The sequence below is a fragment of the Candidatus Bodocaedibacter vickermanii genome, assembly GCF_014896945.1.
Classification (GTDB): Bacteria; Pseudomonadota; Alphaproteobacteria; order UBA6184; family UBA6184; genus Bodonicaedibacter; species Bodonicaedibacter vickermanii.
The window spans coordinates 1,300,863-1,312,973 of record NZ_CP054719.1 but is presented as its reverse complement, the minus strand read 5'-3'; the positions used below and the strand labels follow the sequence as shown (position 1 = coordinate 1,312,973).

The 12,111-nt window shown below is 39.0% G+C and carries 10 protein-coding genes, 1 tRNA gene and 1 pseudogene; 4 read left to right on the top strand and 8 right to left on the bottom strand.

The window, feature by feature from the left end:
* Nucleotides 1–6: 6 nt before the first annotated feature.
* The 5 genes from CPBP_RS05925 to CPBP_RS05905 all read right to left on the bottom strand — a co-directional run bounded on the left by CPBP_RS05925 (nucleotide 7) and on the right by CPBP_RS05905 (nucleotide 6,867).
* Nucleotides 7–1,221, bottom strand: a complete 1,215-nt coding sequence (locus CPBP_RS05925; protein ID WP_350331938.1) for a pyruvate dehydrogenase complex dihydrolipoamide acetyltransferase — start codon at nucleotides 1,219–1,221, stop codon at nucleotides 7–9.
* Nucleotides 1,222–1,355: 134 nt separating this feature from the next.
* Entirely contained in the window at nucleotides 1,356–1,811 is a 456-nt protein-coding gene (locus CPBP_RS05920) for a hypothetical protein (protein WP_350331937.1), read from the bottom strand.
* 33 nt (nucleotides 1,812–1,844) lie between these two features.
* Nucleotides 1,845–2,894 (bottom strand): hypothetical protein, encoded by a 1,050-nt coding sequence (locus CPBP_RS05915; RefSeq protein WP_350331936.1) that lies wholly within the window; start codon nucleotides 2,892–2,894, stop codon nucleotides 1,845–1,847.
* 224 nt (nucleotides 2,895–3,118) lie between these two features.
* A complete protein-coding gene (locus CPBP_RS05910; protein ID WP_350331935.1) occupies nucleotides 3,119–6,403 on the bottom strand; it encodes a tetratricopeptide repeat protein in 3,285 nt (1,094 codons plus the stop codon).
* Between the two features lie 206 nt (nucleotides 6,404–6,609).
* Complete coding sequence (locus tag CPBP_RS05905) at nucleotides 6,610–6,867, bottom strand: hypothetical protein (RefSeq protein WP_350331934.1); 258 nt, start codon at nucleotides 6,865–6,867, stop codon at nucleotides 6,610–6,612.
* Between the two features lie 222 nt (nucleotides 6,868–7,089).
* On the opposite strand from CPBP_RS05905, the gene CPBP_RS05900 reads away from it, so the two are divergent.
* Together CPBP_RS05900 and CPBP_RS05895 are read left to right on the top strand one after the other, a co-directional pair.
* The gene (locus tag CPBP_RS05900; protein ID WP_350331933.1) at nucleotides 7,090–7,620 is read left to right on the top strand and encodes a hypothetical protein; all 531 of its coding nucleotides are present in this window, start codon (nucleotides 7,090–7,092) and stop codon (nucleotides 7,618–7,620) included.
* A gap of 218 nt (nucleotides 7,621–7,838) precedes the next feature.
* Nucleotides 7,839–7,914, top strand: a tRNA-Lys gene (locus CPBP_RS05895).
* Between the two features lie 141 nt (nucleotides 7,915–8,055).
* Here the strand turns inward: CPBP_RS05895 and CPBP_RS05890 are convergent.
* The 3 genes and pseudogenes from CPBP_RS05890 to pdhA all read right to left on the bottom strand — a co-directional run.
* Nucleotides 8,056–9,030, bottom strand: a pseudogene (locus CPBP_RS05890) (pyruvate dehydrogenase complex E1 component subunit beta); the annotation flags it as partial.
* A gap of 16 nt (nucleotides 9,031–9,046) precedes the next feature.
* Complete coding sequence (locus tag CPBP_RS05885; protein WP_350331932.1) at nucleotides 9,047–9,634, bottom strand: hypothetical protein; 588 nt, start codon at nucleotides 9,632–9,634, stop codon at nucleotides 9,047–9,049.
* Nucleotides 9,635–9,638: 4 nt separating this feature from the next.
* Complete coding sequence (gene pdhA, locus CPBP_RS05880; protein ID WP_350331931.1) at nucleotides 9,639–10,622, bottom strand: pyruvate dehydrogenase (acetyl-transferring) E1 component subunit alpha; 984 nt, start codon at nucleotides 10,620–10,622, stop codon at nucleotides 9,639–9,641.
* Between the two features lie 298 nt (nucleotides 10,623–10,920).
* Between pdhA and CPBP_RS05875 the strand changes: the two genes are divergently transcribed.
* A complete protein-coding gene (locus tag CPBP_RS05875) occupies nucleotides 10,921–11,331 on the top strand; it encodes a hypothetical protein (RefSeq protein WP_350331930.1) in 411 nt (136 codons plus the stop codon).
* A gap of 64 nt (nucleotides 11,332–11,395) precedes the next feature.
* Nucleotides 11,396–11,818: a hypothetical protein gene (locus tag CPBP_RS05870; protein WP_350331929.1), complete on the top strand. Its 423-nt coding sequence runs from the start codon at nucleotides 11,396–11,398 to the stop codon at nucleotides 11,816–11,818.
* Nucleotides 11,819–12,111: the final 293 nt, after the last annotated feature.

The window sequence follows — 12,111 nt, the reverse complement described above, 5'->3', positions numbered from 1 at the left end:
AATTCCTTAAACTAACATTCGAACAGGATTTTCAATAAACTTTTTAAAGTTACCTAATAATCGTGCACCTACTGCGCCATCAATCGCCCGGTGATCTACAGACAGCGTCGCTGTCATAATGGTTGCAATACTAACGTTTCCATCTTTAATCACGGGCTGTTCAACGCCAGCGCCTACAGCTAAAATTCCAGCTTGGGGTGGGTTGATAATCGCACTGAATTCATCAATACCATACATCCCCAAATTTGATAAACTAAATGTACCGCCTTGAAATTCTTCAGGCTTCAACTTGCCTGCGCGGGCTCGTACCGCTAAGTCGCGCATTTCCGATGAAATTTGAGACAACGTTTTCAACTCTGCATTTTTGATAATCGGCGTAACAAGCCCACCGTCAATGGCCACAGCAACGGACATATCTACGGTATTGAAATGTCGCATTGCATCGCCCAGCCACATGACATTTGCATCCTCTGTTGTCGCCAACGCCATCGCTAATGCTTTTATCACAAAATCATTCACACTGATGCGAGTGTCTTTTTCTCGGGACACATTGATCTCAGATCGCATCGCTAACACCTTATCCAGTTCACACTTTAAGGTTAAGTAAAAATGAGGGATTGATTGCTTTGATTCTGTCAATCGCTTTGCAATCACTTTACGCATATTGGATAATTTTACATCATGATGCCCACCCACATTCAATATAGGGGATGTCGCCTGGATTGCTTTGGGATAAAATGATTCAACATCCGCTTTAATCACTCGACCATGAGGCCCGGACCCTTCAACGTGTTGCAAATCAACACCTTTTTGTTCAGCAATACGCTTTGCTAATGGGGTTGCAAACACGCGGTCACTTGACGCAATGGATGATTGTAATACAGGAACACCCTCAACCATTGCCGCACTGGTCTTTTCAACAGTTTGCGACGATGCCACAGTCGTTCCAACATACCCAGTCAAAGCAGAAGCATCCTCCCCTTTTTCCAGCAATAAGGCAATCAACGTATTGACCTTAACGGAATCAGTCCCTTCTGGAATTAAGATCTTTCCCAAGATCCCTTCATCCACAGCTTCAACTTCCATAGTTGCTTTATCAGTTTCGATTTCAGCAATAACAGTTCCAGCCGTTATTGTATCACCTTCTTTTTTGTGCCACTTTACAAGGTTACCTTCCTCCATCGTCGGAGACAAAGCAGGCATTAAAATCTCAATGGGCATGACCTATGTAATCCTTTTTTTCATTCCAAACATTTCACCATGATTTCAACTGAAATGCAAGAAAGGATACGCCATAACCGGCAAACTTACCACACCTAATACATTCACAATGCTATAGCCCATGTCACAGATTACTATGTTTCGATGCTATTCGTCTCCATCAACAGCCTAGACTCCGTTCGTCGCATACAAGGTCGCCGTGGTGTATCAACACTATCCGTTATTCGGGCGCGAACACCCCCAGCCTTACTACGCATTGGAATCGTTAAAACTGGCTTATACCCTTCAAGTGTTACTGGAGCTAAACTATTGCAATTCGCCTCACGCAATAGACTCGCTGCAGTTCTTTCATACTTATTAACTGCGTTTTGACTTCCTAACATCGGAGCAACATTTCCATCTTCAGGAAGTCCTGATCCACTCACAGAACTCAGACACACACTCATTATATAAATCACGGATAAAATGAACCTGCGAATGTTAAGATCATCCCTGCGATTGCTGCATAAAATCCGTGTCTGAGCATGTCGGATTTGCCTTATGGGTACAGCGTCACGCTGTATATAAATCGGTGTTAATAATAATCGCACTTTTTATCTTTCTAACTTTTGCCTACGAACATATCACGCTTCACCCTGAATAATGCTTGAAATGTTTGGTCGAGGCACCACCTTAACCACCTCTGCTCTAATCTCTGGGTTCCACTCAAGCTGAACCGGAAGCAATGTACCTATTGATGCTTCACGCAATCGGGACTCTAAAGCTCTGCTTTCTGGCGCGATTACAGAACAACGAACTACTTGATTAACAGGTGTCATTGGTGTTTGACATCGTGGGGGATTTATCCTAACCAACGAACTCACTGTTTTCTGTTTTTCAACACCCCCACCCCACTTCACAGTTTGTGCAGTGTTATTTCCTGTAAAAGTAACCGTAACTTCTTCTTTTGGGATCCATGTGGGAGACTCCGAAAAAACAGCAAGTGCTAATATAGGTCGCTTTTCTAATGGCGATAACCAGTCTACTCTGTGAAACTCGCCACTTGTGAAGAAATCATCGTCATCAAAATCAGATGCCGATCCACCTTCCTGCACCGTACAGCTAAAGAAAGATGAAGTATGCGTTAAGCCACAGCACGTGGAAGATAACGGAGACTCACTTCTTTCTAACGTCTCATCCTCTTTCGATACCTGCACTGCACCCTCCGACATCGACAAGATGTCATCTTCATTTGATACGACCGCATCTGGCTCAGTCTGCCTAGACGCCTCATCAGAAGAGCCGCCCCATACAGACGCTTTTCTGACGCCCCTATTCTTTAAATGCCATGGCAATGAACTGGGCACACACGCTTCTTCGTCGTCGTCTGAAAAAACGCCTTGTGCTACCAAAATGGGAATTGGCTTAGATGCTAAAGAAGCCCTTGCTTCACAAGCAACGGGTATAACAGCACTTGGAGTTTCTATAGTATCTAAACTTGTATCGCTTGATCCTTGTAACATAGGCATACTTAGACCTCTAGATTTTACATCTATGGATCGAAATGCTCTAACCTCTCGAATAAGGGAACAAGATACACTCCCTTTGCTTGCACAAAATACAACAGCATCAACTGCATAGTTTGTATTAGTAAACACCACCAATATACTCATCAGTTTAAGTATGATCTTCATTTGGCGCTCCATTGATGAAAATAGGACTTAACCCTACTTTGTAGTTATTATAAAGTATCACCTGAAGCTTAATGAATTGTAAATAGTTGGATGCCAACACTGTCGTATTGCCACAACTGAACAAGGTTTGCAAAGGTAAATCTAGCCAGATCCAGGATAACAATAACCCCAAGTTCGCCGCTGGTCTCCTCTCTAAAATCCATCAAGTGCTGCGAATAAGCAGGTTAAAATGTTCGTTGATTCATCTTATATTTCAATCGTTTGATATGTTCGGAATCAGGCGGAAAATTTCCTTTTGCAACTTCGTATGCGTTTAATAAATACTCCTTAGATTTATCCCCATAGGCCCCTGACTTTGATGCAGCCTTTGTTTGAACCTCTTGCACATACCTTTCATAGTACACATCAGCTAATCCTTCTAACGGAATAAAGACATCTGTATGTTGATAATTGTTAAAGATATCATATCCTTTTTGCATCAGAGTTTCTGCTTCATCTAAACGATGCTCTTTTAATGCCACCATCCCTAAGCCACACATAATACGTCCTGTTTGAAAATGCCCAACTCCATAATATTTATCCGCATGCTTTAAGCTTTCTGTGTAAAGCTCTTTTGCTTTAACCAACTTATCTTTTTGCATATATGCATAAGCCTTATACGGCATAATGGTTTTAAAGCAAATTCCATGCATCTCTTTGCCGGCCGTTAATTCTGAAAACATTGTATTGCTTTTGTTTAATGTTTGTAAGGCCTCGTCTACCCTACCTTGCATAGATTGAGTTGCACCCATATATCCCAATCGCCAAGCACTGGGAACAGTTACACCTTGGGTTTCTGGTATTGTGTTGAAAAACGCATCTGCTTTTTGAAAGCAAGCCCACGCCTTATCATAATTTCCAACATCCAGATATACAGTGCCCAGGTAAGACAGCGTCCAGAAATACCAGGGGTCATGCTTATCTTTTATAGAGGCTAAATTTCGATTAAGATAATCCAACGCTTGCTTATATTTTCCAACATCCCGTGCGTTCAACCCTAAAGAAATCAGCATATCTAAAGGATGGTAACTGCTTGGATATTGATTATAGATATTTATGCTTTTTAAGAACAACTCTTCTGCTTTTTGATGTTGCCCCTCCACACGGTATAATGTTCCTAAGCGCCCATAAGTCTTAGCTGCCTCTATAGACTCTGGAGCCAACGCCTGATAAATGTCTATACTTTTTTCAAAAGATTGATGTGCCTTCGGATATAAACACAACGAACGATACCGATCCCCTAAAGTAGATAATACTCTTGCGATTCTTAATGAATCTTGGTTGTTTTGGATGGGATAACGCGCCAACACATTCAGACTTTTTTCTAAGAGTGGAATCACTTTTACTGTATGTGCCGGAACGGCTGATAACAAATTTACGTAGGTTGCATTAGCTATAGCTTGAAAAAAATCAGACATCTGATGTGTAAGAATATTTTCGGCATGGGAAACCAAAGAATATATGACGGGATAGTTTGAACTATCTACCATTTCATTGGCATATAATTCAAAGGTCTCAAGTGCTTTTTGTAATTTTTGCTCACGCTCTTCCTGCTTGAATTGGTTAAAAACATAATTACGTAAATTAGAATGAATACTACGATGCATAGAAAAAACCCCAACATCATTTACTTTGGATTCAGATGTAATAAGGGAATATTTTTTCAGTTCATATATCATTCGTTCCACTGACGCAGAATCCGCCACACGCTGCAATATATGCTTGGGAATATTTTGTGAATCCAATAATCCAATCAAGACCATAGAATCTCTAAATGTTTCATTACTTAACAGACGCTGTAATGAAACTGAAATAATGTCATGCCGTGTTTGAGTATAGTCACTGCTGGCTTTAAATAAGTCAGATTGATCCATCTGAAACGTATTATTGTTAAGCTGATCTAAGTATTGATCATATTCTAATTGTGGAGAGTTTCGTAAAAAATTAGCTGCTATCACTATATCTAATGGAAAAGCTGGTATTTTCTTTATAAACTCTTCTATTTCTTTGCGCTCCTTTTTACTAATTTGAACGTTCGGATACTTTAGATGAGTAAATAATTCTATACTTTCTGCTGGTGACAAAGCGTCTATTTTTATAATGTTATCAGGGTCTATGACTGAGAAATTAGAGTTGCGAGATGTGATGATAACACTCCCAGATCCCCATACTGCAGGATCAGACGGCACATAAGATTTTATATCTGAAAATGATTCTACATTATCAAAAATAAGCAACCAATTAGGCTTTTGCGCTAGTTTGTTACGAACAAACATACACATTTGTTTATTTTGTTCCTTAACATCACTTAAACTAAAAATGAACTTTAGCTTTGCCATATCTTCATTTGAATTGGCCAATGCAAATGCAAAATCTTTTGTTGATTCATTCAGAGTCGTTTTGGTTTCTGCATTAAACTCCCACACAACCCCTTTATGTTGTTGCCCAATCCTTTTGGCTAACATAGTTTTACCCGCACCACCAACGCCACTTATAACAAGTGTAGATATATTAGACTTGGATAACGGTTCATATAATTTATGTTGTATTTTCAGCAACAATGCGGAGCGCTGTAAAAGCAAATGGGGCTTAGGAATATAAAACTCAGATCTAACTTTCTCATTCGCACTTAAATGAGCAATTCCCACCCAAGCCATTATCCCCAAACACAAAACAGCTGCTACACTAACCCACCGCATTTGACGCCAATAATTCAAGGTTCTATATATGAAATGAATTGAAGTCTCTTGCAAGGGTTTTTCTAAGACTTGTGAGCTCTCATTAGCAAAACGCACATACTCTGTATCAGTTTTTTTATTAAACACATCAACCGCATTTGCGACGCGTTCATTCCCTATAATCTGCTTAATGACTTCTAGTATAAAACCAAACAATGTAGGAAACTGTTCGTAATTCAAACACTTACCTTTGAATGTGTCTGATAAGCCTGCCGAATCTTTATCTGTGAAAATTAATACGCAAGACGATTGATCTTGTACGTCCATCACCGCTTGATCGTTAAATAGAGCTATTACAAACTCAATTCCCACATAATTTAAAAAAGGGCGAATCTTATTTAATACATCCCGAACAGATTCTTCCATATGGTAAAATATATATGTTGTCTGATTATATGAAGCTAACGTTTGAATTTTATCCAACGTTAATTGGAATCGGTTTGACAATAACAGCGTATTATAATGCTGCAAAAATATATCCAATTTCTCTTCGTTTTCTACAACCTCTCTAATCCTTTGGGTAGAACACCTTAGCTTTTGAGTAATATTTCTAATATGCGTTTCAACCGTACGTTTATTAATTTTTAGTTGAGTTGCAATAGAAGGATCAGAAATTCGTCGATTCATTACACACGCAATAATATCAACTTCACGGTCTGTTATATTGATATTATTGAGCGTGCTTAAATCAGCCTGATATGAAAATAAGTCGATCAATCGATACTTTTGCATTTTTTCTCTACATTGATGGTTAATGTTTTACTTTGAATGTCGCGTTCTTTTTATAACGACTATGCAAAGCATATTATTGATCTGCTTTTGCACAAAGATCCGCCTGAAAAACCTCCTAAGAAGGTCATCCACCTCTTACTCGCCTCACTTGTGCTCAATTGCGACCCTATGCTGCTTTCTCTACTTGAGGAAAAGCAAGAAATCGATTAAGACCCTTGGCTGTCCTCAGAAGCAGTTTCAGTCGGAAAGCCTAATATTTTTGTGGTAATGGCAGCTGCTAATGGATCTTTTTTTTCCCGTGACCGTAATGGGCTTAGAACTTGTGGCCAGGATCCAGGACGTCCAGTTTCTAAATCGCTCGCCGCAGTGTCGGGTGTATCACCTGCTCCTATCTGCGATGCAGACACAGTACTTAAAGATACTATACTGAATGATGCTATTATAATTAGATTGTATTTAGTCATAAAATACTCCGATGCAATAATGTCCTATCAAAAGTAGTAAAATAAATATTTCTCATCTTCAAGTGTTTTTATCATTTTTTTATTTCTCTTCACACACTCAGCGTTTTATTCATCTAAGTATAAACTACGTAATATACGTATTGTGTAGATATGCTAAATATTTTTCTCTTTTAGTTTAATGCTAAAAAAATGGAGTGATCTAACTTTTTGAGGATATCAATTATGAGCAATGCCCTATTAAAACGTCATGAGTCCGTAATAAGAAAATTCATAGATACATCTAGGTATATAATATCGTTTGGATCTGAAAATGCTCCGAACAAAATTGACATATTCTACGGAATTGAATGTGGCTTTTCTAGAGAGTTTTTACACAATGATTTTAAACTAATCTTAGAAAGATTTACGTTAACCGGCAAAGCCATCATACGACTATATCCTGCATCTCTAGATGTAACGACCATCGCTTTCTCAAAAATGATTTATATGCTTCCCCCTCAAACTAAACGACAAACATTTATGCAGCTATGTCATAACGATACAGATCGAAAAAAGCTTTTAGTAAATCTCTCAACAGAGCCCTCTGAAAGTATATTTTTTGATGTCGTAAAGATTCTAGCTGAACATCCAGAAATATCTGAAACCTTGATGATTAAAGTAAATGGAACTCTTTTAAATGAGGTGCCAAGCCTTTATGCTTTAGAACAGCAAGTGAATACCCCCTATCCGTTTTTTAGAACAGCTTGGAGATAACTATAATAATAATCAATCAACATCTCCTTCTGTCAAGACTTACTCCTCAGTATTCTCACTAAAGTCTTGAGCCTAAATCTTGAAGCTGCGCGACACCATCACGCAGCTTTTTTTACATTCGTTTAAAGAAAATTATTAAATTTAAAAAAATATATGAAAAACATAAAAAATACCTAGACAATCTCCACTAAGTTTGATAAAAAGTAATTCATCTTTATGGGTAATTAGCTCAGTCGGTAGAGCATCTGACTTTTAATCAGAGGGTCACAGGTTCGAATCCTGTATTACCCACCATTCAATTTAAATAGATATATATCTATTCACATACATTAAACGCAGCCACACACCTTTTGTCTTCAAACATCGATACCCAGTGAAGAGTTCTCTAAATTCGTCGCAAACAAAAAAGGGCTCGTTTCCAAGCCCTTGTTGCATTTAAACGTAACACACCTTCTTCAGTGCATTAACAACCTTCTCGGTACTGGGCAATGCCAGTTTTTCCAGGTTCGCGGCGTATGGCATCGGGACATCTTCACCCGTTACTCGAAGCACCGGGGCATCCAAATAATCAAAGGCATGCTCCATAATTTGGGCTGCGATTTCCGATCCAATCCCTGCATACGGCCACCCTTCTTCTACGGTCACCAATCGATTGGTTTTCTTTAAAGACTCAACAATCGTCTCTGTATCCAATGGACGAAGCGTTCGAAGGTTAATCACCTCCACCGATTTACCATATTGTTCCTGCATAATGTCTGCCGCTTGCAATGCATAATCTAAAGGTTTTGAAAATGACACAATGGTCACATCGCACCCCTCACGCATGATTTTAGCCTTTCCAATCGGCACTACAAAATCATCACCTTCTGGGACTGGAAACGAACGACCATACATTAATTCGTTTTCTAAGAATACTACCGGATTGGGATCACGAATCGCCGCTTTCATCAATCCCTTTGCATCTTCTGCATCATAAGGAGCAATCACCTTTAATCCAGGGCAATGGGCATACCAACTGGCATAGCATTGCGAATGTTGAGCGCCCACTCTGGATGCTGCACCATTTGGTCCTCTGAACACAATGGGGCACCCCATCTGCCCGCCTGACATATATAACGTCTTGGCAGCAGAGTTAATAATCTGATCAATAGCCTGCATGGAGAAGTTAAACGTCATGAACTCAACAATCGGCTTCAACCCCATGAATCCAGCGCCAACACCAATGCCAGCAAACCCCATTTCAGTAATTGGCGTGTCCACAACTCGGGTTGATCCAAACTCTTGCAACAACCCTTGGGTCACCTTGTACGCCCCTTGGTATTCAGCAACCTCTTCCCCCATTACAAATACGTTTGGGTCTTTCCGCATTTCTTCTGCCATTGCATCGCGCAATGCTTCACGAACAGTAATCATTTGACTCATCTTCTTATTCCCCTACTTTCATGTTTTGCGGCTCGTAAATACGGGTCACAATCTGCTGATCATGAAACCCTATACACAACGCAATATTACCCCAATCTATCGTTTGACTAACTCGCCCGAATAAGGCAGTTGTCCTGGCAATAAGATAATATTCAACAACGGATTGTTCTTCTGTTCCTTCGCATTCATAGAAAAGATCTTCAAATTCAAAAGTATTTTGGGAGCCAAATGGATAAAAATGTAGAGAATCATCCCTAAAAGAAATGAAATTAGCAGCCCAATCATCATCTTGAATTTCAGTAGAATTATAATCAGGACAAATATAAAAACCACCGCTCCAATCAGGTATATAGTATTCAAAATATACAGCTTTTGCGTTATGTTCTATAGCTAACGACAACGCTTCTTTCGCTTTATTCATTAAATTATTTTCGTATTCTGATAGATTAACATTTTGAATGGTGTTTGCAACTTCAGCTGAAACCAACGCCGCACAATATTTATTAAAATAAGATTCCAGCCCATCCCAATCTTTCTGTGTGGAAAGCTCTTGAATGATGTCCAAAAAATCATCATATGTTATTTTTTTCATCTTCTTATTCCCCAACCAAAATATCAGTATACAACTCAGACACATCGGGTTCTGGGGATGATTTTGAAAACTCCACAACCTCTTTCATTGTTTCTTTCACGCGGGTTTCAATGGCTTCGATTTCAGCCTCCGTCACGTTAAAATCTTTCTGAATAGTGGCTAAGAACATTTGAATCGGATCATGATTTGTTTTCATGTCCTCGACCTCATCCTTTGAACGATAGTTTCCAGGATCAGACATGGAATGCCCACGATAACGATAGGTTTTAATTTCCAACAAATAAGGCCCCTTACCGGCACGAATATGTGCAACCGCTTCGGCAGCAGCTTCACGAACTTTGAATAAATCCATACCATCTACTTGTTTGCTGGGGATACCAAAGCCTGCTCCACGCACATACAAATCTGGAACGGATGAGCTGCGTGCAACTGATGTTCCCATTGCATAGTTGTTATTTTCAATGATGAATAACGCCGGCAGTTTCCACAATGACGCCATGTTAAAGGCTTCGTAAACTTGCCCCTGGTGAGCCGCTCCATCGCCCATATAGCTTACTGAAAGTGCTGTACTTTGTTTATATTTCATCGCAAATGCTAAACCCGCACCTAACGGTACTTGAGCTCCCACAATGCCATGCCCGCCATAGAAATTCTTTTCCCGGCTGAACATATGCATAGAACCGCCCTTACCTTTTGAGAATCCGCCCTCTCGACCCGTAAGCTCGGCCATCACCCCTTTAGGATCCATCCCACACGCTAACATGTGCCCATGATCGCGGTATGCAGTAATCACAGCATCTTCTGGATTTAACACAGATTGAATACCAACCACCACGGCTTCTTGTCCAATATATAAGTGACAGAATCCACCGATTAATCCCATACCATACAATTGAGCTGATCGTTCTTCAAACCGACGAATCAGTAACATATCTTCATAATACTTTAAGGCGTCAGCCTTTGATATCGCTGTTGCGAACTGTGTCATAACTTACCCTTTATTACTTTTTGTACCTAGGATGCCCCAGAAAACGTAAACACTTCTTTAAAAAAACTGCCATGATCCTAATCATTTTTCATATAAATGTCAGGTGTTTTTTATTATAGCTGACTCTTTATAATCTGAGTATGCGTCACTCGGTCGCTAATGTACATTTTAGTACATGTCTCGCCTCGTTTCCTATACTCAAATTAAATTAGTCTAGCTATACTCTACAGCAAACACCTTGACTTCTAAGTAAAATTTTTGTAAACATCCAGCTACTTAAAGGCTAAGGAGACTCTTTATGAACAAAATCAAGACTACAATAATCGCGACTATACTAATTGGATTAAGCCCTACCTACTCAGCAACGCTTTTGTTTAACGATGCCCAAACACTCAGTGATTCATCCCACAATTTAAATGCGCACGCTGCTGCAATTAATAAGGCAAAAAAAGAATCCAAAACATCTTCTGAATTTTTTGAATACCTAACGACAACACCCCAGGTAACCATAACACATGCTTATAATTTTAATTTTGCTCAATGGTATCTAAATGATGATATTAACTTGGTTGAACTTCTAAGCCTTGCGATAGCATTAACATCTCTTCAATATTCTGCCGATACTCAACCTATAAACACAATATGGACAACACCGCTTATAAGATACAACTTAGATTTTTCTAAAGCTTTGCTTGCACTATTCGAATAATCATTGTTAACGGTATATTAAACTACGTTTGAAATTATAAAAATAAACAATAGAGGTGACCTTTATGAAGTACTGCAGTATGTTTATCCTTGTTTTAGCATGGTCTATGCTTTCCATTACGTCTGCAAGCTTTGATGTTACTATTGGTGCAACCGACACTCATGAAGCCTCTCCAATCACGTCTAGGATTACCCTTGCGTTAGAAAAACTCTCTACAAATTTCGCAAGTACAGATCTGATTAAATATCAGAAAGCTATCACGGACACATATGATTTTTATGCTCATATGGTTTTAATGCATGTAAGACTTGAAGATTATGTCGAAAGTTTTTTGAACAATAAACTGCTTTGGTCTCATATTGTGGGGTTAGCGTTTGCGTTTAATGATTACAAAGGTTCAGCAACTCCAGATGGATTCACAGAAAAAAACAGTGTATTTTTAACGGAGGTTTTTCGATTATCTTGTGAAAGAAAATTACGCCCTTAAGTCATCAACGGGTATCGCTAATACACGCAAACGCCTATTTCATTTTCTGATGAGCCTGATTATCAAGACCACAACAAAGCTTTAATTCACAAACACATCTTTAACGGTTTTTGAACGTATCATGTATACCAATATCGAGATATAGAATAATAGGAATATAAACGAGAAATTTTGCACTGAATTTTTAGAATGGATGTATGATTTGAACAGATTAAATATAATAGGTAGTAAAAATCCACTACAAAAAATATAAACTTTCTTATGTGTTACGAACGCAAAACATAGCATTAATA

Excerpts from the sequence above, each read along its gene's own strand:
- CPBP_RS05870 (WP_350331929.1), top strand. The coding sequence starts at position 11,396 with ATGAAGTACTGCAGTATGTTTATCCTTGTTTTAGCATGGTCTATGCTT.
- pdhA (WP_350331931.1), bottom strand. The coding sequence starts at position 10,622 with ATGACACAGTTCGCAACAGCGATATCAAAGGCTGACGCCTTAAAGTAT.
- CPBP_RS05900 (WP_350331933.1), top strand. The coding sequence starts at position 7,090 with ATGAGCAATGCCCTATTAAAACGTCATGAGTCCGTAATAAGAAAATTC.
- CPBP_RS05885 (WP_350331932.1), bottom strand. The coding sequence starts at position 9,634 with ATGAAAAAAATAACATATGATGATTTTTTGGACATCATTCAAGAGCTT.
- CPBP_RS05925 (WP_350331938.1), bottom strand. The coding sequence starts at position 1,221 with ATGCCCATTGAGATTTTAATGCCTGCTTTGTCTCCGACGATGGAGGAA.
- CPBP_RS05905 (WP_350331934.1), bottom strand. The coding sequence starts at position 6,867 with ATGACTAAATACAATCTAATTATAATAGCATCATTCAGTATAGTATCT.
- CPBP_RS05875 (WP_350331930.1), top strand. The coding sequence starts at position 10,921 with ATGAACAAAATCAAGACTACAATAATCGCGACTATACTAATTGGATTA.
- CPBP_RS05910 (WP_350331935.1), bottom strand. The coding sequence starts at position 6,403 with ATGCAAAAGTATCGATTGATCGACTTATTTTCATATCAGGCTGATTTA.
- CPBP_RS05915 (WP_350331936.1), bottom strand. The coding sequence starts at position 2,894 with ATGAAGATCATACTTAAACTGATGAGTATATTGGTGGTGTTTACTAAT.